The organism is Hymenobacter piscis, assembly GCF_018760735.1.
In the GTDB taxonomy this organism is placed as follows: domain Bacteria; phylum Bacteroidota; class Bacteroidia; order Cytophagales; family Hymenobacteraceae; genus Hymenobacter; species Hymenobacter piscis.
In genome coordinates, this window is the sequence record NZ_JAHHZN010000010.1 from 1 (window position 1) to 22739 (window position 22739).

At 60.8% G+C, this 22739-nt stretch carries 20 protein-coding genes and 2 pseudogenes; 11 read left to right on the forward strand and 11 right to left on the reverse strand.

Going from position 1 to position 22739, the window contains the following annotated elements; all coding sequences use genetic code 11:
* The 6 genes and pseudogenes from KLP40_RS21710 to KLP40_RS12045 form a co-directional block, all read left to right on the forward strand.
* Positions 1-121 (forward strand): annotated as a pseudogene (locus KLP40_RS21710) (IS701 family transposase); the annotation flags it as partial.
* 42 nt (positions 122-163) lie between these two features.
* On the forward strand, positions 164-427 hold the full coding sequence (locus tag KLP40_RS12025) for a barstar family protein (protein WP_215594030.1): 264 nt from the start codon (positions 164-166) through the stop codon (positions 425-427).
* A gap of 148 nt (positions 428-575) precedes the next feature.
* Entirely contained in the window at positions 576-1646 is a 1071-nt protein-coding gene (locus tag KLP40_RS12030) for an SDR family oxidoreductase (RefSeq protein ID WP_215594031.1), read from the forward strand.
* 228 nt (positions 1647-1874) lie between these two features.
* On the forward strand, positions 1875-2573 hold the full coding sequence (locus KLP40_RS12035; RefSeq protein ID WP_215594032.1) for a hypothetical protein: 699 nt from the start codon (positions 1875-1877) through the stop codon (positions 2571-2573).
* A 220-nt stretch (positions 2574-2793) separates the two neighbouring features.
* Positions 2794-4002: a porin gene (locus tag KLP40_RS12040; RefSeq protein ID WP_215594033.1), complete on the forward strand. Its 1209-nt coding sequence runs from the start codon at positions 2794-2796 to the stop codon at positions 4000-4002.
* Between the two features lie 46 nt (positions 4003-4048).
* Positions 4049-4699: a DUF3885 domain-containing protein gene (locus KLP40_RS12045; protein ID WP_215594034.1), complete on the forward strand. Its 651-nt coding sequence runs from the start codon at positions 4049-4051 to the stop codon at positions 4697-4699.
* A gap of 60 nt (positions 4700-4759) precedes the next feature.
* Here the strand turns inward: KLP40_RS12045 and KLP40_RS12050 are convergent, their stop codons facing one another.
* The 8 genes and pseudogenes from KLP40_RS12050 to KLP40_RS12085 all read right to left on the reverse strand — a co-directional run bounded on the left by KLP40_RS12050 (position 4760) and on the right by KLP40_RS12085 (position 13266).
* On the reverse strand, positions 4760-5578 hold the full coding sequence (locus KLP40_RS12050; protein WP_215594035.1) for an enoyl-ACP reductase FabI: 819 nt from the start codon (positions 5576-5578) through the stop codon (positions 4760-4762).
* A 262-nt stretch (positions 5579-5840) separates the two neighbouring features.
* Positions 5841-7514 carry a DNA repair protein RecN gene (gene recN / locus KLP40_RS12055; protein WP_215594163.1) on the reverse strand — a complete coding sequence of 558 codons (1674 nt, stop codon included), beginning with the start codon at positions 7512-7514 and terminating at the stop codon, positions 5841-5843.
* 217 nt (positions 7515-7731) lie between these two features.
* The gene (porD, locus tag KLP40_RS12060) at positions 7732-8655 is read right to left on the reverse strand and encodes a type IX secretion system protein PorD (RefSeq protein ID WP_215594036.1); all 924 of its coding nucleotides are present in this window, start codon (positions 8653-8655) and stop codon (positions 7732-7734) included.
* Positions 8648-9301, reverse strand: a complete 654-nt coding sequence (locus tag KLP40_RS12065) for a phosphopantothenoylcysteine decarboxylase (protein ID WP_215594037.1) — start codon at positions 9299-9301, stop codon at positions 8648-8650. The genes porD and KLP40_RS12065 overlap by 8 nt, the downstream gene beginning before the upstream one ends.
* A gap of 218 nt (positions 9302-9519) precedes the next feature.
* Positions 9520-10062 (reverse strand): annotated as a pseudogene (locus tag KLP40_RS12070) (flavoprotein); the annotation flags it as partial.
* Between the two features lie 142 nt (positions 10063-10204).
* A complete protein-coding gene (locus tag KLP40_RS12075; protein WP_215594039.1) occupies positions 10205-10537 on the reverse strand; it encodes a DNA-directed RNA polymerase subunit omega in 333 nt (110 codons plus the stop codon).
* A gap of 124 nt (positions 10538-10661) precedes the next feature.
* Positions 10662-11489, reverse strand: a complete 828-nt coding sequence (locus KLP40_RS12080; RefSeq protein WP_215594040.1) for an outer membrane protein assembly factor BamD — start codon at positions 11487-11489, stop codon at positions 10662-10664.
* A 130-nt stretch (positions 11490-11619) separates the two neighbouring features.
* Entirely contained in the window at positions 11620-13266 is a 1647-nt protein-coding gene (locus KLP40_RS12085; RefSeq protein WP_215594041.1) for an OstA-like protein, read from the reverse strand.
* 163 nt (positions 13267-13429) lie between these two features.
* On the opposite strand from KLP40_RS12085, the gene tilS reads away from it, so the two are divergent.
* The 5 genes from tilS (at position 13430) to mdh (ending at position 20021) form a co-directional block, all read left to right on the forward strand.
* Positions 13430-14758, forward strand: a complete 1329-nt coding sequence (gene tilS / locus KLP40_RS12090; RefSeq protein ID WP_215594042.1) for a tRNA lysidine(34) synthetase TilS — start codon at positions 13430-13432, stop codon at positions 14756-14758.
* A 106-nt stretch (positions 14759-14864) separates the two neighbouring features.
* Positions 14865-15167, forward strand: a complete 303-nt coding sequence (locus KLP40_RS12095; protein ID WP_215594043.1) for a hypothetical protein — start codon at positions 14865-14867, stop codon at positions 15165-15167.
* A 152-nt stretch (positions 15168-15319) separates the two neighbouring features.
* A complete protein-coding gene (locus tag KLP40_RS12100) occupies positions 15320-16066 on the forward strand; it encodes a GLPGLI family protein (RefSeq protein WP_246558799.1) in 747 nt (248 codons plus the stop codon).
* A gap of 66 nt (positions 16067-16132) precedes the next feature.
* Positions 16133-18799: a TonB-dependent receptor gene (locus tag KLP40_RS12105; RefSeq protein ID WP_215594045.1), complete on the forward strand. Its 2667-nt coding sequence runs from the start codon at positions 16133-16135 to the stop codon at positions 18797-18799.
* Positions 18800-19079: 280 nt separating this feature from the next.
* A complete protein-coding gene (gene mdh / locus KLP40_RS12110; protein ID WP_215594046.1) occupies positions 19080-20021 on the forward strand; it encodes a malate dehydrogenase in 942 nt (313 codons plus the stop codon).
* 194 nt (positions 20022-20215) lie between these two features.
* On the opposite strand, the gene KLP40_RS12115 is transcribed toward mdh, so the two are convergent.
* The 3 genes from KLP40_RS12115 to KLP40_RS12125 all read right to left on the reverse strand — a co-directional run bounded on the left by KLP40_RS12115 (position 20216) and on the right by KLP40_RS12125 (position 22706).
* Positions 20216-20788: a hypothetical protein gene (locus tag KLP40_RS12115; RefSeq protein WP_215594047.1), complete on the reverse strand. Its 573-nt coding sequence runs from the start codon at positions 20786-20788 to the stop codon at positions 20216-20218.
* 127 nt (positions 20789-20915) lie between these two features.
* Positions 20916-21815, reverse strand: a complete 900-nt coding sequence (locus KLP40_RS12120; protein WP_215594048.1) for a rhomboid family protein — start codon at positions 21813-21815, stop codon at positions 20916-20918.
* 105 nt (positions 21816-21920) lie between these two features.
* On the reverse strand, positions 21921-22706 hold the full coding sequence (locus KLP40_RS12125; RefSeq protein ID WP_215594049.1) for a rhomboid family intramembrane serine protease: 786 nt from the start codon (positions 22704-22706) through the stop codon (positions 21921-21923).
* Positions 22707-22739 lie beyond the last annotated feature (33 nt).

Genomic DNA, 22739 nt, shown 5'->3' on the forward strand with positions numbered 1-22739 from the left:
CCAATTTGCCCGCCAAACGGCACAAACCATCTATCAGGCTCACCAGCAGCAGTGGGCGCCCTACTTGCGCCAGCTACTGGCGCAGCCCCTCATTCCCGCACTGCTACCCGTAAGTGCGTAAGTCCTAATAATGTAAGTCTTTGATTACTTAATCGCAACGCCCATGACCCTCGACCTGACCGGCATTACCAGCAAAGCGGCGCTGCACCAGCTGTTCAAGGAGCAGCTGGGCTTTGAAGAGTGGTACGGCCCCAGCTGGGACGCCTTCTGGGATTCGGTGGTGGCCCTTGTGGAGATGCCACCCGTGCTGACGCTCACAAACTGGCAGGAATTTGCCGAGCACTGCCCCCGCGACATGCAGCTACTGCGGCAGGTGATGCAGGACTACGCCGTGGAAATGTACCCGAAGCAGATTGTGCTGGGATAAACGCCTGGCATAGTTGGAGTAGCGCGACGATTACGCGGCGGGAAGCCAATGAAACGGCGGGTCCGGCCAGCCACTTTCGGGTTTGAGCGGTTATAGCACCTTGTGCCGGACATCCCCCGGCATACACCCTTCCCGAATTTCAACCCTCATGAAGCACATAGCCCTTGTAGTAGGTGCCAGCGGCATCATCGGCAGCAATCTGGCCCGCGAGTTGCTGGCCCACGACTGGCCCACTTACGGCCTCTCCCGCTCGCCCCGCCCCGACGACGTGCCCGGCCTGCACCCCGTAGCCGCCAACCTGCTCGACCCCGCCAGTCTGCAAACCGCCCTGACCAATATTGCGCCCACCCACGTATTCATCACCACCTGGATGCGCCAGGACACCGAGGCCGAGAACATCCGCGTCAATAGCCTGCTGGTGCGCAACCTGCTCGATGCCCTGGCTCCCAGGAAATCGGTGCGGCACGTGGCGCTGGTAACGGGCCTCAAGCACTACCTGGGGCCGTTCGAGGCCTACGTGAGCGGGGGCACGCCGCCCCCCACGCCCCTGCGCGAGGAGCAGCCCCGCCTCCCGCTCGACAACTTCTACTACGCCCAGGAAGACGAGGTGTACGCCGCCGCCGCCCGCGACGGGTTCACCTGGAGCATCCACCGCCCCCACACCATCATCGGGAAGGCCGTGGGCAACCTCATGAACCTGGGCACCACCCTGGCCGTGTACGCCAGCATTTGCCGGGAAACCGGCCGCCCTTTCCGCTGGCCCGGCTCCGAAGCCCAGTGGAACGGCCTTTCCGACGTAACCGACGCCCGCATCATCGCCCGGCAGCTGCGCTGGGCCGCCACCACCGAAGCTGCCCAAAACCAGGCCTTCAACATCGTAAACGGCGACGTTTTCCGCTGGAGCTGGCTCTGGCCCCGCCTGGCCGCGTGGTTCGGGGTGGAAGCCGTGGGCTTCGACGGCACCATGCACCCGCTGGAAGCCGAGCTCAGCCAGGACGCCCCCGTGTGGCGCGACATTGCCGAGCGCCACAACCTCACCGAGCCCAACCTCGACCGCCTCGCCTCGCCCTGGCACACCGACCTGGATCTGGGCCGCCCCATCGAAGTCATGACCGACATGACCAACAGCCGCAAGCGCGGCTTCCTGGCCTACCAGTCCACCGAAGATTCCTTCTTCGACCTGTTCGAGCAGCTCCGCACTGACCGGCTGATTCCGTAGACAGAATACCGTAGAGACGCGTATTCGCGTCTCGTCGTTGCTGACGTTGCCACGGCTGTAGCGCGAACTACAAAGTTCGCGCTACAGCCACCCAAACCGGCCTCAACTACGCTACTAAGCGCCGTGGGGGCCGGTTTTGGTTTTTTATCCGGGCCATTATCCCGCGCCGACGTATACCCGCAGCACCGGGCCGCATGTGCGGCCACGTAGTCTATTCAGCCTTCTTGTATGCAGCAGTTCACCGTAGAACGCCTCACTTTCGATACCCTCGCCCAATTGCCCAACTCCTGGCAGCCCACTGATTACAAGGCCCTGCTCACCAAAACCGGCTACGACAACCCCAACGACATAGCCGCCAACGAGCTGACCGACATGGCCCACATGGCCCTCACTGATCTGGAGCCCACCGAGGCGGCTCAGCTGGTGCTGGAGCATCTGTTCGAAGGCCAGCTCACCTCCGGCCAGATCGAAAACCTGGCTCACCAGATGCTCACCGAAAAGCTCTGGGAAGAAAACCCCGAACTAAGCCAGCACGAAGGCTTCTTCAAGGCCACCCAGCTGCTCTACACCGCCTACAACGGCAAGTTCCCGCGGGCCGAGGCCGTGCAGTTCCAGGTGCAGCTTACGGCCGAGGACGCCGCAGCCCTAAGCGTATTCGACCAGCAGCCCGAAGCCCCGCTCCTGCGCCTGCTCTCCCAGGGCATGCCCGACAATACCCTGCTCAAGCGCCTTTTCCACGAGCAGCTCGACGGCACCAGCTTCCCCGAAGCGCCCCACATCATCTGGCAGCTCACGCCCTCGCAGAAGACCGAGAAATCCGTGGTCTTCGACGTGGTCAGCTCCGCCTACTGGCTCGACGATTTCAAGTACGCCGACACCTACGAAGCCACCACCCAGGCCGACGCCGAAGCCGAAGAAGCAGAGTAGCGCGAACTCTGTAATTCGCGCCCCAGAACGAAATCACTCAAGCGGCGCGCGGGCGCGAACTGCAAAGTTCGCGCTACTGCAGCCCCCATATTAACCGGCCCCCGCCAGCTCAGCTTGGCGGGGGCCGACCTGCTGAAGAGGCATTGGTAACACTGCCGTAATACACCGGACATCTTGAAGTAACAGATAATGCCGCACTTTGCGCCAGCATTATCATTTCATGAAGAAACTGTTATTCATCCTGCTGCTCCTGACTGCCGGCCGGGTCCACGGCCAGGCCGCCGACTCGGTTTCCTCGGAGCCGGCCCCGGGTAAAAAATGGTACCAGACGGTATCGGTCCGGGGCTACGTGCAGGCCCGTTACAACCGGCTGCTGGAGACCAACCCCGACCTCACCTGCGAGCAGTGCGACCGGTCGTGGGGCCGCAACGGGGGCATCTCGCTGCGCCGGATTCGCATCATCTTCTTCGGGCAGCTCCACGAGCGGATGTATTTCTACATTCAGCCCGATTTCGCCAGCACGCTCAGCGGCAGCTCCTCGCTGAATGCCACGCTCCTGCGCGACGCCTACTTCGATGTGGGCCTCGACAAAGCCAGCCAGTTTCGGGTGCGCCTGGGGCAGAGCAAGATTCCGTTTGGGTTCGAGAACATGCAATCCAGCCAGAACCGCCTGCCTCTGGACCGCAGCGACGGCATCAACAGCTCCTTTTCCAATGAGCGGGATATGGGCGCCTTCCTGTACTGGGCCCCGACGGCCGTGCGCCAGCGCTTCAGCCGCCTCGTGAAAGACGGCCTGAAAGGCTCCGGCGACTACGGTGTGGTGGGCCTGGGCGTCTTCAACGGCCAGACCGCCAACCGCCCCGAGCTCAACAACCAGCGCCACGTGGTGGCCCGCGTCACGTATCCGCTCGAAATCGGGGGCCAACTCATCGAGCCGGCCCTGCAGGCCTACTCCGGTGAGTACGTGGTCAGCCGCGACCAACTGTCGAGCGGCGTGAAAACCCGCCCCGACCTGCGCTACCCCGACCAGCGCGTGGCGGCCACGTTCGTGGTGTATCCGCAGCCCTTCGGCCTCCAGGCCGAGTTCAACGTGGGCCGCGGCCCCGAGTTCAACCCCAGCACCGACAGCATCGAAACCCAGCGCCTGCACGGCGGCTACGTGCTGCTCAACTACCGCCTGCAGCTCAAACAGCACCAGTTCTACCCCTTCCTGCGCGCCCAGTACTACGATGGCGGCAAGAAGCACGAGCGGGACGCCCGCAGCTACACCGTGCGCGAGGCCGAGCTGGGCGTGGAGTGGCAGCCCTTCCCAAGCTTCGAGCTGGTGACGATGTACACCCTCTCCAACCGCCGCTTCGAGGATTTCCAGAAGCAGAACAACCGCCAGCGCGGCGGCCTGCTGCGCCTGCAGGCCCAGCTGAATTTCTGAGGCGGTCAGGCCCGCTGCTTTTATGGAACTTCGGCTTTAGTGCAATATGGCAACCGCAAGCACCGAATTTCTTCGTCAGCATTACCCTGGCTTGGTCCTGGGACCGGGATTATTCCATTCCTGGCCAATTGCGCTACGATTTGATCTGCAAAGCGAATCCTCAACTTCCGACGACGCTTATTTTGCGGAGGTCCTGCGCCGCGCCGCTGTCGTGTTTGAGGCCGTGTTTGCGCCTACCGATGAAGTGCTGGTTGTCGTGCAGCGGCCGCGCCATGAGCGGTGGTTCAGACGTTGGCGGTTTCGGGCAAACCACTTGGTGCTCCGCCTCCTGAAATCGTCCAAGCAGGAAGCCGCTTTCCAGCGACTTGCTAACCGCACCCGATTCGCCGATACTCGCCAACTTATCCGGTTTACAGTGCCAAGGAGGATTACGACCATTCCCCACCGGCAGATTCTACAAGCTATAAGTCATCAGGATTTCCCTTCCCGAACCCCGCAGTTACACGATGATGTGTTCTTCCTCAACCTACGATCCAAGCTGATCCTGCACATGTACGACGACCGGGGGCTTGACCTGATTAGTCCCGACGTGGAAACGCTGCGCCCATTTCACGCAGACCTCAACCATTTGTTACTAGACTATGACCGGGAGCAAATGACGGCTACGTTTGCATTGACCACGTCTGCCAAACCCTGAACGCCACAACGCCCAGCCAAACCGGCCGGGCGTTGTCGTTTATTGAGAAGGCAGAAAAGCCTACGAGTTGGCCTTCGACATCAGCTCCACGATTTCCTCCGAGATGCCGGTGGTGCTGAAGCCGCCGTCGTGCATGAGGTTCTGCATGGTCACGTAGCGGGTCAGGTCAGAGAACAGCGAAATGCAGTAGTCGGCGCAGGCTTCGGCCGGGGCGTTGCCCAGGGGCGAGAGACGGTCGGCGTACTCGTAGAACGCATCGAAGCCGCTGATGCCGGTGCCGGCCGTGGTTTTGGTGGGCGACTGCGAGATGGTGTTCACGCGCACTTTCTTGAGCTTGCCCAGGCGCTGGCCGTAGCTGCGGGCAATGCTTTCGAGTACGGCCTTGGCCTGCGACATGTCGGTGTAGTCGAGGAAGGCGCGCTGGGCGGCAATGTAGCTCAGAGCCACGGCCGAGCCCCACTCGTTGAAGGCGTCCTGCTTCTCCGCTACGGCCAGCATCTTATGGAACGACAGGGCCGACACGTCGAGGGTTTTCTGGTACCACTCGTAGTTCAGCTCACCGTAGTGCTTGCCTTTGCGGATGTTGGCGCTCATGCCAATGCTGTGCAGCACGAAGTCGAGCTTGCCGCCGAGGTGCTCCTGGGCGCCCGAAAACAGCTTCTCCAGGTCCTCCATGGAGGTAGCATCGGCCGGGATAATCAGGGCGTCGCACTGCTCGGCGAGCTTGTTGATTTCGCCCATGCGCATGGCCAGCGGGGCGTTGGTGAGCACAAAGCGGGCACCTTCGGCGTGGGCTTTCAGGGCCACTTTCCAGGCAATGGATTCTTCGTTCAGCGCGCCGGAAATGATACCGACTTTGCCCGCGAGTAGGTTAGGCATGAGGTGAGATGGTGAGGTGGTGAGATAGTGAGTTTGACGTTTTGGGGGCCTGCCGGCGCGTAAAGCGTTATGAAAGCGGGCGGACCGATCATCGTAAAGTTCCAGAACTACGATGACGCAATTTGCGCAATCCGCGCCATATGCGTCTATCGAGAACCGAATTTTACCGCTTCTCCCCCTTCGCCACCCAACTCGCGCTTCTCAGGCAATTAGGGCCAACGAACGTCAAACTCACCATTTCACCACCTCACCATCTCACCTCCTACCCCGCCATTTCCACCCCGCGCAGGGCCAGCAGCTCACGGGCGCTCTGGGTGGCGTGCAGACTGGGCTTGGCCCCGGAAATCATCTGGGCAATTTCGTGGATGCGCTCCTCCTGGCTCAGCTCCCGGATACGGCTGACGGTGCGGTCGGCGCGGTCTTCCTTGTACACGAAGTAGTGGGCGTCGCCGGCGGCGGCCATCTGGGGCAGGTGGCTGATGGCGATGAGCTGGTGCTTTTTGGCCATCTGCTGCATCATGCGGCCCACTTTCAGGGCAATTTCCCCGCTGATGCCGGTGTCAATCTCATCGAATACTATCGTCGGCAGAGCGGTTTTGTCGGCCAGCATGTACTTGATGCAGAGCATGAGGCGGGAGAATTCCCCGCCCGAGGCGGCCTTGCTCAGCGTCTGGGGCTGGGCGCCCTTGTTGGCCGTGAACAGGATGCTGATTTCATCGATGCCGCTGGCGGCGGGGGCGCCTTCCTGGTGCTGCACCACAATGCGCGAGTGCGGCATGCCCAAGTCCATGAGCAGGGCGGCCAGCTCCTTCTCAAACTTGGGGAACACCTTGCGGCGGGCTTCCGAGAGGCGCAAAGCCTGCTTCTGCACTGTGGCCAGGGTGGCCTCGGCGTCGCGGCGCAGGCGGCTGATCTGCTTGTCGAGGTTGAGGACGGAGCCCACTTTGTCGCGCAGGTCGGCGCGCACGGCCAGCAAATCCACCACGTCGCGGACCTGGTGCTTGCGCTGGAGGCTGTAAAGCACGTTGAGGCGACTCTGCAGCTCGTCGATGCGGGCCGGGTCGCCCTCGGTGCGGCGCTCCACCTGCTCAATTTCGTCGGTGATGTCGCGCAGCTCAATCAGGCAGCTGTCGAGGCGGTGGCGCAGCTCCTTGACGGGCTCGGAGTAGGGCGCAATCTGGCCCAGCAGCACGGCCGCGTCCTTGAGGGCGCCGGTGGCGCAGTACTCGCCCTCGCTCAGGCTTTGCAGGGCGTGGGTGAGCTTGTACTTGATTTCCTCGGCGTGCTCCAGCTCCTTCACTTCCTGCTCCAGCTCGTCCTGGCGCTCATTGTCGAGGCTGGCTTCCTCCAGTTCATTGAGCAGAAAGCTGTGGTAGTCGAGCTCCTTGTTAGCCTGGGCTACCTGGCTTTCCAGGGCCTTGAGGTCGGTTTCGAGCTTGCGGTACTGGCGATAGGCCCCGCTGTACTGGGCGCGGGTGGGCACCAGGTTGGCGTACAAATCCAGCAGGTTGAGCTGAAACACGGCATCCCCGAGCAGCAGCGTATCGTGCTGGGAGTGGATGTCCATGAGGTTGGCCCCGATGTGGCGCAGGGTTTCCAGCGTCACGGGCGTATCGTTCACGAAGGCCCGGCTCTTGCCGGCCGGACTCAGCTCCCGGCGCAGAATGCACTGCTGGTCGTAGTCGAGGTCTTCGGACTCGAAAATATCCTGGAGCTGGTAGCTGCGGATGTCGAAGTGGCCCTCAATCACGCACTTCTTGTTCGTGTCGAAGAGCATGCGCGAGTCGGCGCGGTTGCCCAGCAGCAGGCCGATGGCGCCCAGCATGATGGATTTGCCGGCCCCGGTTTCGCCGGTGATGATGTTGAGCAAGGCGGAGGGCTTCAGCTCCAGCTTCTCAATCAGGGCGTAATTCTGAATTCGTAAGTCAACCAGCATAACCGAAAACGTGAAGGCCGGAGCGCCGGCCGTGGCTACCAAAGAAAGCGGCGCTACGGACCCGTTTCGCAAAGTCAGGCCTAGTAGCTTTAGCAAAGCTACTAGTTCGGTTAGTCAGATGCTAGTTATTTTCGCAGGAAAGCAAAAAGAGGCTGTTGGCCGTTAGCCGAGGGATATTAGCTAACGGCTAACAGCCCTCGGCTAACGGCCAACAGCCTTACGGCTGCTTCATAATGGCCTGGTACTTGGCCGTGTTGGTGGGGTCGGCCTCGGTGAGCAGGGTCACGAGGTCGGTTTTGAGCTGCTGATTGGGGCTGGTGCGGAAGACGTTGGCAATTTCGTCGGCCTTGGTGGTGAAAAAAGCCCGGGCCAGCAAAGTGCCGGGGCGGCGCTGCACGGCCTTCTGCACGCCCTGCAGGGCCGTGTACATGTTGGTGCGGGCCTCGTCGGGCTGGGTGATGAAGATGTCCAGGCCCTGGCGGTAGTAGGCGTAGATGCCGCTGCGGAAGGCCTCCAGCTGGGGGTCCTGGAGGTTGTTGAGCAGCCAGTAGCGGTTGGCGTTCTGGGTGTCCTTCCAGCCCGCGTCGGCTTCGTTGGTCACGTTCTGGGAAGCCGCGTTGGTGAGCACGATACGGGCCCGGTCGTAGTACGGGCCGCCGCTCAGAGGCGCGAAGCTGTCCTGATCCATGCCGATAATGAGGTAGGCGTAGAAGGTCAGCAGCGAGGAAAGGTTACCCACGAACGTGTTTTCGGAGTAATCAATCGGGTTCTGGGGCGAATAATTGAACACCCAGCCCTTGTCGGCGAAGTTGAGCACGTTGGTTTCGTAGCCGGTGCCGTACACCGGGCGGGTGCTGAGCAGGCGCACGGTGGCCTCGTAGGTGCCGTTCTGAGGAACCCCGGTGATGCCCACAAACACCTTGCAGCGGATTCTCTCCTCCGGCCGGAACGTGCGGCTCGTGAACGGCCGGCTGTTGAGAAAGGTCTGCATGTCGTTCTGCATCTGCTTGACCAGCTGCTGGTCCGAAATGGTCACGTTCTGGGTCGTCACGTTTACCTCGGCCAGCAACTCCTGGGCCCCGGCGGGACGGGTGAGCAAAGCCAGGGGCAACAGCAGCAGGGCGGCAAAAAGCTTACGCATGGGAATGGGGCAAACGGGCCAGCACGGCGGCCACAATATCGTGGGCTACCGCGGTTTTGGGTTTGAGCTCGAAGCGGGTCACGCTGCCATCGGCGGCCAGCAGGGTAATCTGGTTGGTATCGTGGCGGAAGCCGGCCCCGGCGTCGCGCAGGGAGTTGAGCACCACCAGATCGAAGTTCTTACGCTGCAGCTTGCCCAGGGCGTGGACCTGCTCGTTCTCGGTTTCCAACGCAAAACCTACCGAAAATTGTTCGGGCCGCTTGGTTTTCCCCAGCTCGAAGGCAATGTCCACGTTCTTGACCAGCTCCAGCGTGAGCGTATCGCCGCTTTTCTTGATTTTATGCCCGGCTACTTCCGCCGGCCGGTAGTCGGCCACGGCGGCGGCAAACACCCACACGTCGGCGGTAGCGGCCTCGGCCCGGGCGGCCTGATACATCTCGGCGGCCGTCTGCACCCGCGTGGTCCGGATGGCCGGGTGGGTCGGGTCGGGCAGGTGGGTGGGGCCGCTGATGAGGCTGACGGTGGCCCCGGCCGCGGCGAAGGTTTCGGCCAGCGCGTACCCCATTTTGCCGGTGCTGTGGTTGCCAATAAACCGCACCGGGTCCAGGGGCTCGTACGTCGGCCCGGCCGTGAGAAGAACGTGCATGGTTTGGGAATTAAGAATTAAGAATTAAGAATTGAGAATTCCGTTCATGCGGCTCATCTGTTCTTAATTATCAATTCAATGCAGTCAGGAAAATAATTCTTAATTCTTAATTCTTAATTCTTAATTCTTAATTCTTAATTCTTAATTCTTAATTCTTAATTCTTAATTCTTAATTCTTAATTCTTAATTCTTAATTCTTAATTCTTAATTCTTAATTCTTTACTCAGTTCCTGCACCATGTCCTCGGGTTCGAGCATCCGGCCGGGGCCGCTCAGGCCGCTGGCCAGCTCCCCGGCCGGGGAATCCCAGACGGTGTTGCCGTACGCGCGCAGGCGGCGCAGGTTGGCCTGGGTAGCCGGGTGCTGGTACATGTCCAGGTCCATGGCCGGGGCCACGAACACGGGGCAGCGGGCCGAAAGATACACGGCGTCGAGCAGGGTGTCGCAGAGGCCGCCCGCCAGGTGGGCCAGGGTGTTGGCCGAGGCCGGGGCTATTACCAGGGCATCGGCCCAGAGGCCCAGGTGCACGTGGTTGTGCCACTCGCCCGAGTGCTCATCCCGCAGGAAACCCTGCAGCACCGGTTTTTTGGAGAGCGTGGCCAGGGTGAGGGGCGTGACGAAGGCGGCGGCGGCCGGCGTCAGGATCACCTGCACCTCGGCCCCGGCCTTCACCAGCAGGCGCACCAGCAGCGCCGACTTATAGGCGGCAATGCTGCCGCAGACACCCAACAGAATTTTTCGGCCCGAAAGAGTTTCCAGCATGGGGCAAAGATGCGCGTTTTTACGGAGTCGGGCGGCCGGTAACCGGCAAAGCCTCCCCGCCGCAGCCGGCCGCCAAGGGCGGGGCACGCGGCGGGGAGGCTTCGGGGCAATCCAGCGGCCGGAACCAGCCGGCCCGAGGTGCTTAGGCGCCTTTTACTTCCTCCTCAGCGGGGGTCCGGAAGTACACTTTGCCTTCCAGGAACTCTTCCACGGCCAGGTTGGTGGGCTTGGGCAGCCGCTCGTAGTGCTTCGAAATCTCGATTTGCTCGCGGTTTTCGAACACCTCCTCCAGGTTATCCACCGTGGTAGCGAACTCCGACAGCTTGCCGTTGAGCTCTTCCTTGAGCTTGATGGAAATCTGGTTGGCGCGCTTCGAGATGATGGCCAGGCTCTCGTACACGTTGCCGGTCTCGTGGGTGAAATCCGACATGTTGCGGGTAACAATGGAGGCGGGGACGCTATTCGGAGTCTTCATTTTCTTAGTGTGCAAAAGGTGTTATTAATGTGAGAAGGTGAATGGTGGGCTTCTATAAACGAGGAGTTGCAGGGGCGTGAACATTCATTTTCACATTACCCCACATTGTCCCCCATTTCCACATTCACTTGGCGGCGGCGGTGCCGGCCGTTTTCATTTTATCGACCTCGGCGCGGGCGCCGTCGTACATGCGTTCCGCTTCCTTGAGGCTCTTGCTTTGAGGAAAGGCATCGATAAAGGCCTGGTAGAAGGCAATGGCCTCCAGGTAACGCTCCTGCTGCTTGTTCTCCACGCTTTCCCGGGCCAAGTCGTACTGGGCGCTGAGCTTGAGGAAGGCCGCCTGCTCGCCGTAGGGCGAGGCCGGATACCCCTGCTGGAAGCCCGTAAACGCCGTGACGGCCGACTGGTAGTAGCGCAGCGCGTAGTAGAGGCTGGCGCCCTCGAAGGCCTTGCGCTCCAGCTTCTTCTGCAACTCCTGCGACATGCCCTCGGTTTCGGCCCGGAAGCGGCTTTCGGGGTAGCGGTTCAGAAATTCCTGAATTACCTCCAGCGCCGTGTACGTATTGGTCTGGTCGAGCTGATAATTCGGTGAATCCTTAAACAGCGACTTGGCCTGCATAAAGTAGGCCTCCTCGGCGTACTCCGAGTTCGGATAGGTGTCGTGGAAGTTCTTGAAGTAGTAGGCGCTCAGCGTATAGTTGCGCTGGCGGTAGTTGGTGTTGGCGAAGTAGAACTGGGCCTTTTCCGACTCGGGACGCCCCTTGAGCAGCGGAATCAGCTCCTCGAGCAGGGTGCCGGCCTTGAAAAAGTCGCCCTTGTCGTAGTACTGGATGGCGGCTTCGTACTTCTTGTTCACGTCGGTGCTCTTGAGCAGCTTCTGGTAGCCAGAGCAGGACCCGAGCAGCAAGGTGCTCAACAGCAGAAGAAAGAAGGCAGGACGGAAAGACAGCATAAGGGGCGCAAAGGTACGAATAATCAGTTGGCAGTGAGTAATTGTCGGTCGACAACCATTCGGGCGAAGGACGGAGAGCCTCATGCCGGGCAGAGCGAAGGCTGCGGCTCTCTTGTCGGCAATCCGGTTGCTACTTCCGGGCTGGTTTGGCCGCGGGCTTTTTGGTGGTCGTTTTCCGGGCGGGAACGGCCTTTTTTCGGGGCGCCGCTTTCATTTTGGCTTTGGCGGGCGGAGCGAAGTGCTTGCCCAGGGTCTGGCGGCGGGTGGGGCGGTCGGCGGGCCGCCAGCGGAAGTCCTTGAGGCGGGCATCCTCGGGCTTCAGCTCGTTGGGCGGAATAAACTGGGCTTCGGGATTGGTGAGAAAACTGATGGTCTGGAGCTTGCTGTCGGCAAAGCGCAGGGCCATGGTGGCCGACAACGACTTGTTGATGCCCGACACAACCGTATCACCCTCCAGAGCATAGTAGAGGCTCTCGGCGTTGCCAAGCACGTCAATTTTTTTTATCGCCTTCTCCCCGAAGTAGGCCACCATGCTGCGGCCCTTCACCTGGTTATAATTCCTGAGCGTATCCTCCCCGATGCTGAAGGCGTGCCCGTACAGGCGCATCTGGTCGATTTTGCCGCGCCGCTGCCGTATTTCCATTGAGTCGGCGGTGAGCTGGTTGCTGAGGTTCCACAGCACCGGGTCGTGGCTGAGGTAGATGATGGAATCCTGCCGGTCGTAGGTCAGCGAGTCGGCCCGGCCCTGCAGATCGGAGCGGAAAATCTGAACCTTGCGGTAGGCGTAAATCACGCCGGCCTTGTTCTGGGGCGGGCGCCCTTCGAGGCTGACCAGCGTATCGGCAGCCAGGTAGAGCGTGTCCTGGTCGGAGATGTTGCGCATCACGGCCCGGCTGCCGTACACCTTGGCCCGGCCCTGCCCCCGCCAGTAGCGCCCCACATCACCCCGGATTTCGATATTGTCCTTCTTGGAAGTCATCGAGACGTGGCCGGTGGCCAGGCCGTACTGCCGGGCCTCGTCGTAGTAGAGCTTGTCGCCGCCGAGCAGGTAGTTGGGCGTCTCGATTTTGGCGTTGCGGGCGAAGTTGGAAATTTTGGTGGCCGTGTTGTAGTTGCCGTTTTCGGCGTAGAGGTTGCCCTGCTTGCCCCTGATGCGGGTCGGCCCGAAGAAGTAGGCAATCTTGCTGATGGTGTTGTACTGGAGCGTATCGGTGTCGATGGTGTTTTCGGGCGTGATGAGCTTCACGTTGCGCTTGAAGCTGAACACCTTGCTTTGGGTGTTGTAGTAGCCAAACTGGCTGTCGAGGGTATTTTCGGGGTCCTGGAGGTGGCCGCCGGTGCTGTAGTAGGCCAGGCTGTTGGTCAGGTCGTAGTCGAGCAGCTGGGTGGTGAGCGTCATGCGCGGGTCGCGCAGGGTCACGTTGCCCGTCATGCGGGCTTTGCGGGTGTCGCCGTCGTAGGTGCCCCGGTCGCCGGTAATCGTGATGGTGTCGTTCTGGATGATGCGCACGTTGCTGAACGCCTCCACGGCGTTGCGCCCGATGTACTGGTACATGGAGTCGGCGTAGAGCAGGGTGGTGCCCTGGCGCATGCTCACGTTGCCGAGCAGCTTGCGGATTTCCACTCCGTTAAAGGTGCCGCCCACCAGCTCGCGGGTACCGGGCAGCAGCTCAATCGGCTGGCCCTTGGGCGGCGTGGCGGCCGGACGCTGCTGGGCCCACCCCCGCAGGGGCAGCAGCAGCAAGCACAGCAGAAAAAGAGACCGGGAGAACGACATTTCGGCGCAAAGGTACGGAAGGGGCGCTGCTAACGCGTTTCTTTGTACAATAGTATTGTAGTGCCTAGTGCTTGGTGCGTAGTGCTTAGGCTGTTCTAAGCTACCCACTTCACCCTGCGCACCAAGCACTAGGCACTAAGCACTACCAACTAAGCACCATTTCATGCTCGACCAGATTCAACAGTTCATTCAGCAGCACGCCCTCTTCTCCCCCACCGATACCCTGCTGGTGGCCGTCAGCGGGGGCCTCGACTCGGTGGTGCTGGCCGATGTGCTGCACCGGCTCGGGCAGCCGTTTGCCGTGGCCCACTGCCACTTCGGGCTGCGGGCCGAGGAGGCCGACGCCGACGAGGAATTCGTGCGCAAGCTGGCCCAGCAGTACAAGGCGCCCTACTTCGCGGAGTTCTTCCAGACCAAAAAGTTTGCCGAGCAGGAAGGCATTTCCACCCAGATGGCGGCCCGGGCTTTGCGCTACGAGTGGTTTGAGCGCACCCGGGCCCAGCAGGGCTACGCCTACATCGCCACGGCCCACCACCAGCGCGACACCACCGAAACCATGCTGCTCAACCTCACCCACGGCACCGGCCTGGCCGGGCTGCACGGCATCCGGCCTAAAACCGGCCACCTCGTGCGCCCCCTGCTGGCCGTGAGCAAGCCCGATTTGTTTGATTACGTGGTGGAAAACCGCCTTATCTGGCGCGAGGATGCCAGCAACGACTCGCCCGTATACCAGCGCAACCGCCTGCGCCTGGAGGTGCTGCCGGTGCTGCGCGACATCAACCCCTCCCTCGACCACACGATGAGCATCACGGCCGAGCGGGTGGGCGGGGCCGAGGAAATCGTGCGCCGCTACGTGGCCGATACCGCCGCCCAGGCCCAGCGCCAGGAGCCCGAAGCCACCTACCTCGACATCCGCCTGCTCCAGAAAACGGCCGCCACCACCCTGGTGCTGCACGAGCTGCTGCGCCCCTTCGGCTTCAGCTACGTGGTCACTAAGGATATTGTGCAGAGCTTCGGGGCCGAGCCGGGCCGCCGCTTCGAGTCGCCGACCCACCGGCTGGTCAAAGACCGGGAGCAGCTCGTCATCACCCCGCGCCGGCTCACCCAGTTCGGTACCCACCAGCTGCAGGCCGGCCAGGAAGCCCTCAAAATCGACGGCCTGCACCTGCGCACCGAGCTGCTGGAAATCCCCGAAGGCTACGAGGTGCCGAAGGGCAAAGCCGTGGCCGCCCTGGATGCCGACGCGCTCAAGTTCCCGCTCACCGTGCGCCCCTGGCAGGAAGGCGACTGGTTCATGCCCATCGGCATGAAGGGCAAGAAGAAGCTCAGCGACTTTCTCATCGACCAGAAAGTGCCCCTCAACCTCAAAGACCACGTGCCGGTGCTGGTATCGGCCGACGGCAAAATCGTCTGGGTTATCGGCCTGCGCCCCGACGACCGGTTCAAGGTAACCGAGGAAACCGAGCGGGTGCTGGTGGTGCGTCGAATGTAGGGGGAGAAGTGATTTGGTGGATGTCGCAAATTAAGCATTTCTGTCCTGGACGTGCGTGTTCCCAGGACGGACATTTGGCTCATTCATCCACCAAACCCCATTTATTATGAAAAAGCTTATATTGTTGGCCGCACTGGTGTGCGGCGCGTCGTTCAGCAGCATGGCTGCTGATTACGAGAAGAATAGGGGTGTTCAGGCACCCCTCTTCGCAGTGTCTACTAACTTTTCAGGTGTTAACATACCAGAAGAAAGCGAGTCAAATTCATATTTCCTACCGTTTGAGTATGACTGCAAATTGGTTACTCTTTCTTGTGGTCGTTCAGGATATGTCTGCGGGGAAACCGGAAGAGAGATTGAGCTACAGAAAGCGTTAGATGACATTCTCATCTGCGGTTGTGGCTGTGGTTAACAGATCAAGTTGAAATCAATGAATCAATTTACTGGGCCGACTGAATGCAGCTACATTCAGTCGGCCTATTTTCAAATTTAAATATGAACAGGTTACTCATAAGTACAATTCTGGCTTTTAACACAACTGTCTCGTATTCTCAAAACAAAAAGATGGCAGAAAGCGACTCAGCTAGTGTTAAATGCACTTATAAGATAACTTACCAACCTGACTCTACCAATATTGGCAGCAAAAATACAGAGTCTGCTTTTCTTTTGATTGGCAAAACACTTTCTCTTTATCAGTACGAGAACAAAATAAAATTAGATTCTGCAATAGATAATAATATTAGAAACAATATACAAGAAACTAAAATTTCAAATTATCCTAAAGCTAATTTTTGGTATCGAATATATAAAAAATCATCTGAGAATCAAGTAACAACGATTGACTACATTGGAACGAAGGAGTACGCATATACTGAGACCATGCCTCTTTTTGTTTGGAATATCTCTTCTGAGAGTAAAAATATAAACGGATACAACTGTAGAAGAGCTACAACCAGCTATGCCGGCCGAGTCTGGGAAGCTTGGTATACCACCGAAATACCCTTCAGCGAAGGCCCTCATAAGTTCAGTGGATTACCAGGACTTATTTTAGAAATAAAAGATGTCAAAGGATACTATGAATTTAAAATGTCTGATATTACTTTCAAACAAAATAGTTTAATAAATTTTTCTAATGCCGGTATATCATACACAACAAGAAATGATTTCAGAAAGAATAAAGATAATTATGAAAAAAATTATGTATCAATCAGAATAGCTCAAGGAGGCGCTATATATGGAGATGAAAAAACCATGCGAAAAATAGTCAGTGATAATTACAACAAACGCAATAACCCAATCGAATTGAAGTAGATATATCCTCTAACTTATTTTTCTTAGCTAATTCAGACATATTTAACAACAAATGGCTTATTGATTTTGAATGCTATTGCTTACACACTATTCTTAAGTTGGCTTTTCTTATCCAGCTACTCCGCTGCCGCCCAAACTGCGCTCACCGGCCAGCTTCTCACGGAGCAGCAGGAGCCATTGCCCGGGGCGCTGGTCGAGCTGCAAAGTCCGGCCCGGCCTGAAGCCACGGCCGTAACCACCACCGATAGGGCCGGCCGTTTCTCGCTGCAGGTCAGCTGGCCCGGCGATTCGCTGGTGCTCAGTGCCCGCGCCTTAGGCTTCACCGAGCAGGTGCTGCGCCTGGCTAACCGCAGCCAGCGCGTCAGCATGACGCTGGCCGTGAGTCTGACACCCCTCAAGGAAGTTACCATCAAGGCCCCGCCCATCCGCCGCGAGGGCGACACGCTCAGCTACCGCGTCTCAGCCTTTACCGACAAAAAGGACCGCGTGATTGCCGACGTGCTGCGTAAGCTGCCCGGCGTGGAAGTGGAGGCCGACGGGCGCATTCTCTACGAGGGCCGGCCCATCCAGAAGTTCTACATCAACGGGGCCGACCTGCTGGAAAACCGCTACAACCTGGCCAGCAGCAACCTGCCCGCCGAGGCCGTGCAGGACGTGCAGGTGCTCAAGCGCCACCAGCCCGTAAAGGCCCTGCGGGGCGTGCAGGCCACCGAGCAGGCTTCCCTCAACCTGGAGCTCAAGAAGAAGGTCACGGCCACCGGGCAGGCCCGGCTGGGCGTGGGCGCCACCCCGGCGCTGTGGAACGCCAACCTCTCGCCCATGCTCTTCACGCCCCGCCAGCAGCTCCTCGACACCTACCAGGCCAACAACACCGGCCAGGATGTGGCCGCCGACCTGAAACCCCTGGGCCTCGGCGACTTCCAGCAACTCCTGGAGCCCGGCAACCAGAAGCCCGACCTGACCGGTATTCAGGGCCTGAGCGCGCCGCCGCTGGCTACCGGGCGTTACCTGTTCAACCGGGCCCACCTGCTGAGCGCCAACCACCTGCTGCCCTTCAGCAAGGAAGCCCAGCTGCGCATCAACGCCTCCTACCTGCACGACCGGCAAAACCAGACCGGCAGCACCCGCACCCGCTTCACCCTCCCCGATGGCCGGAACGTTACGCTGCGGGAAGAGAAGCAAAACCGGCTGTACATCAATCAGTTTACCACCGACCTGGCCTACGTGCGCAACGTGCAGCACTACTACCTGAAGAACACGCTCAGCGTGGCCGGCAGCTGGGAGGCCCAGGACGGGCTGGTGCAACTCACCGGGCAGGAGCAGCCGGTAGCGCAGCGGGCCACCAACCCGGCCTACTCACTCAGCAACCGGCTGGGGCTGGTGCGGCCGGCGGGCGGGCAGCGGGTGGTGCAGGTGAATTCGGTGGTTACGCTGGCCGCCTCGCCCCAGCAGCTGACCGTCAGTCCGGGGCCGCTGCCGGCGGTGCTGGCGGACGGCCGGGCCTACGCCGGGGCCCGGCAGCAGGCCCGGGCCGAAACGTTTTACACGGCCAACTCGGTGGCCTTTATCACCGGCCGCCGGCACTGGCACTACACGTACACGGCGGGGTTCACCCAGGAAATTGAGCGCCTCACTTCCACCCTGACCCGCCTGCCGGCCCCGGCTGCGGTGCCCGACTCGTTGCGCAACGGCCTGCGCGCTTCCCAGGGCCGCTACTACGCCCAGGCGGGCATTGACTACAAAACCGCCCGTTGGCACCTGGAGCTGGAGGCCCCGCTCAACTACCGCACCTTCCGGGCCACCGACGCCGGGCTGAATGGGTACCAGCAGCGGCGCTACCTGGCGGCCGAGCCCCGGCTTTCGGGCCGCTACGAGCTGAGCGGCCTCTGGCACGCCTCGGGCGGGGCCGGATTCAGCAACCAGTTCGGCAGCGTGCAGCAGCTCTACTACGGCTACCTGCTGCGCGACTACCGCACCCTGCAGCGCAACGCCGCCCCGCTCACCCAAACCCGCAGCTGGAATTTCAACGGCGGCCTGTTCTACGAGAACCCGCTCACCTCCTGGTTCTACCGGGCCACGTACAGCTTCAGCGTCGCCACCCGCAACCAGCTGGCCCGGACCCTGGTGCGGCCCGATGGCACCCTGACCACCGTGGCCCTGGCCCAGCTCAACCAGAGCCGGAACCAGACGGTGGCGGGCAGCGTGAGCAAGTTTGTGAGCGACTGGAAAATGACGCTGGGCCTGCAACTCAGCGGCAGCTTCAGCCGCCAGCCTTTACTGCTCAACGACCAGCTCGTCACGACCCGCAACCAGAGCGGTACCGCCCGCTTCCGGGCCAGCCTGAACACCTTCGACTGGGGCGGCCTGGAGTATTCGGCTGCCCTGACCACGTTGCGCAACCGCCTGGGCACCGCTGATTTTGGCGCGACCACCGCCTTTCAGGAGCAGCGGCTGGCGCTTTCGTGGTACCCGGCCGAGCAGCACACAGTGCAGGCCGCCGCGGAGTATTACCAGAGCAACGGCCTGGACCAGCCGGTACGCAGCACGTTCGTGGATGCCACCTACCGCTACACCCTGCCCACTGCCCGCAAGGTGGACGTGGAGCTCAAAGCCACCAACCTGCTCGACACCCGCCGCTACCAGACCACCTACACCAGCGGGTTCATCCTGGTCCAGAACAACTACCAGCTACGCCCCCGCCAGGCCCTGGTAGCGGTGCGGGTTTCGTTTTGAAGGAAGAAGGGAGCGGGGAGAAGTTAGCGGAACGTCATGCTGAGCGAAGGCGCAGCCGCAGTCGAAGAATCTCTACCGCTTCGTTGGATTACCATTGCACCATCAGCACGCGAGATTCTTCGACTGCGGCTGCGCCTTCGCTCAGAATGACGTTGCTCTGTAGACACTGCTGCGCTCAGAATGAGGTTCCGCTAACTTCTGCCCGCTCCTGTCCCACTTCTGAACTCTATGCCGTAGCTTTACGCCCGACCCAATAATTCACACCCAATTCCACCACTCAATGAAAGTTACCGTAGTTGGAGCCGGCAATGTAGGCGCGACCTGCGCCGATGTACTGGCCACCCGCGAAATTGCCAACGAGATTGTTCTGGTTGACATCAAGGAAGGTTTCGCCGAAGGCAAGGCCCTCGATATCTGGCAGAAAGCCCCCGTTATTGGCTACGATTCCCGCACCGTTGGCGTGACCGGCGACTACAGCCGCACCGCCGACTCGGACGTGGTGGTCATTACCTCGGGCCTGCCCCGCAAGCCCGGCATGAGCCGCGACGACCTGATTTCGACCAACGCCGGCATCGTGAAATCGGTGACCGAGCAGGTAGTAAAATATTCCCCCAACGCCATCATCATCATCGTCAGCAACCCGCTCGACGTGATGACCTACCAGGCCCACCTCACTTCCGGCCTCTCCCGCACCAAGGTGTTCGGCATGGCCGGCATCCTCGATACGGCCCGCTACCGCGCCTTCCTGGCCGAAGCCCTGAACGTGAGCCCCAAAGACATCCAGGCCGTGCTCATGGGCGGCCACGGCGACACCATGGTGCCCCTGCCCCGCTACACCACCGTGGGCGGCATTCCCGTAACCGAGCTCATTGGCAAGGAGGAGCTCGACGCCATTGTGCAGCGCACGGCCGTGGGCGGCGGTGAGCTGGTGAAACTCATGGGCACTTCGGCCTGGTACGCGCCGGGTGCCGCGGCCGCGCAAATGGTGGAGGCCATCGTGCGCGACCAGCGCCGCGTGTTCCCCGTGTGCGTGAAGCTGGAAGGCGAGTACGGCATGGACGGCGTCTACCTCGGCGCCCCCGTTATCCTGGGCAAGAACGGCATCGAGAAAGTCATTGAGCTCCAGCTCAACGACGAGGAAAAAGCCCTGCTCGAAACCTCCCGCGGCCACGTGCAGGAAGTAATGGACGCCCTCGACAAAATGAACCAGGCTAACGCTTAGAGCTTAGAGCTTAGAGCTTAGAAGGATACCGGATGGCTGATTCCCGGTTGCATTTCCCGGCCGCCCCGCTTCTGCGGGGCGGCCGTTTGCGTTGGTGCGGTAGGTGCTCGATTCTGGCTTTATCCGGCAGGAGTGAAAGGGCCCGCCATCCGAAAATAGCGGGCCCCGTGGGAAGTTTTATCACGCAGCGGCGGCTACCAGGTGAGCTGCTCGTCGTGGGTCATGGCCGTGTTCAGCGTTTTGATGAGCTGCTCAATCTGCCCGTTCAGATACTCGGCCCGACTGGCGGTATAGCGCTGCTGGTCCGCCGCCGACATGTTTTCGAGCGAGTAGGTAAGCGGACCACGCACTGCCTCGCCGGCAATGTTCATCAGGCTGTACGTCCACTGGAACTGGTTGAACGCGTACCGGTACTTGCCATCCTTCGCCTGCACCGTGCAGATAAACGTGTAGGAGTTGCGGTCCTTGAAAGCGCCCCGGGGCGGTTGCTCCAGTTGGCCCCGCAGCACCAGCGTGGTCACGTCCGGCGTCTGGGTGGTTTGGGCGGTATCCGGCGTCAGCAGGGCCTGGTTGTCGCGGGCCCATTGGGCGGCCCGGCTGGCCAGCTCGCCGCGCGCGGTATTGCAGACGGGCCGCAGGGCTTCGTAGCTCACTTTGCCGTTCACCAGGGGCAGCTCCCGGAATAATCTGGCGGCCGGAACGGGGCTTTGCGCCGCACAGCGGCCGCTCAGCGCAGACAGCGCCAGCAGGAATAGTAGTTTTTTCATATCGGGCCCGAAAGTATCCGATTTGCCGCCATTACAGCCTGGCGTCCGCAATTTCCTGACTAACCTAGGTTTTCTGCGCCGGCTACCAAATCAGCGAAATCACGATTAATCAGCGGAAATCAGTGATTTATTTCTGGCTGGCGCGGAAAAGCTTCTGCTTTTCTTCCTTGGAGAGGCTCTCGTAGCCGGAGTGGGAAATCTTGTCCAGAATCTGGTCGATTTCGTCTTCGGCGGGCTGGGAAGGGGTGCTTTTGCGGGTCGGGGCGGGAGCTGCCGCGGCGGTGGCCCCGCCCCGGGTGGCGCGCAGGTTGGGCCGGCGCGAGAACACCCGGCCCGCCCAGTCGCCGATGGCCTGCACGGGGCGGCCCAGGTCGCGGCCGGCCTGGAGCTGGCGGATGAACACGAAGCCCAGCACCGCCCCGCCAATGTGGGCCAGCCCGCCGCCCGGATTGCCCTGGTTGATGGCCAGGATGGAGAGCAGAATGACCACGGCGGCAATGTACTTGATGCGCACCGGCCCGATCAGAATCAGGCTGAACTGGTAGTCGGGCATGAGCGTGGCGGCGGCCATAATCACGGCCGTCACGCCCGCCGACGCCCCGATCAGGGGCACGCCCAGGCCGGGCCGCAGAGCCGGAATCAGGTTGAAGGCCAGCAGGAAGAACACCGCCCCCACCAGCGCGCCCAGCACGTACACGCTCACCAGGCGCCGGTCGCCGAGGTATTCCCGAATCAGGGCCCCGAACCAGTACAGGTTCAGCAGGTTGAAGAGGATGTGCAGGAAGCCTTCGTGGGTAAAGGCGTAGGTGATAATGGTCCAGGGATGGCGCAGCAGGGAGGGCAGGTCGGAGGGCAGCTGGAACTGGCGGATGACGTTGGGGTAATACTGCCCGTAGGTGCCCGTGAGCTTCATCAGGGCCTCGGTGAGCACCAGAAACACGAACACCAGCACGTTGAGCAGCAGCAGCTGGTTGAGGGCATTGTCGCGGCGACTGAAGGCCGTCCGGATATCGTTGAAAACACTCATGGGTGGGGGATGCGTGGTTCGGGGCTGGGGCTGGTGTTGCAGGGTGGCCCCGACCGGTTTCGTTCAGCAAGTAACCGCCAAAAAGGAATAACGGCCAACGAAAATCTAATAGAATCGGGTGCGGTTCCGTTCCCAGAGCATCACCAGCACGAAGCCTACCAGCAGCCCCGCCAAATGGGCGAAGTGGGCCACGTTGTCGCCGGGGGCCTGGTGAATGCCGCCGTAGAGTTCGTAGAGGCCATAAGCCGGCACCAGGTACTTGGCCTTCACGGGCACGGGCAGCGGAAACACGATGAGCGTGGTGTTCGGAAACAGGTAGGCGAAGGCGAACAGCAACCCGAACAGGGCCCCGGAGGCGCCCACCATCGGCCCGTTGAGGCTGCGCTGGTACAAGGCCTCGAGGGAAGTCAGCGCGCCCTGAATAATCTGCCCGTTATCGGGCGTAGCGTGCAGCTGGCGGATAACGGGGGCAAAGCTCGGCCCGTACTCCTTCAGGTTGTTTTCCACTACGTCCTGCAAATGCACGTCGGTGGGCTCGGTCCGGAACACCTCAATGTCGTGGCGCATCCGGTTGAGCTCGTAGTAGCGGATGCCCGAGTAAAGCACGCCCGCCCCAATGCCGCAGATCAGCCAGAAGGTGAGAAACCGCTGCCCGCCCCAGCGCTGCTCCAGCAGCGGCCCGAACACCATCAAACCAAACATATTGGAAAAGATGTGCCCGATGCCGGCGTGCATGAACATGTACGTCAGGTACTGCCAGGGCTGAAAATAGGGCGAGCCAATGGAATACAGCGCCAGAAAGCCCAGGTTGCCGGACACTTGCTGGGCGATGAGAAAAACCACCACATTGGCAATGAGCAGGTTGCGAACGGTAGGCGTGAGCTGGAACATGGAGCGAAGAGCAGAAGAAGGGGCGCAGCACGG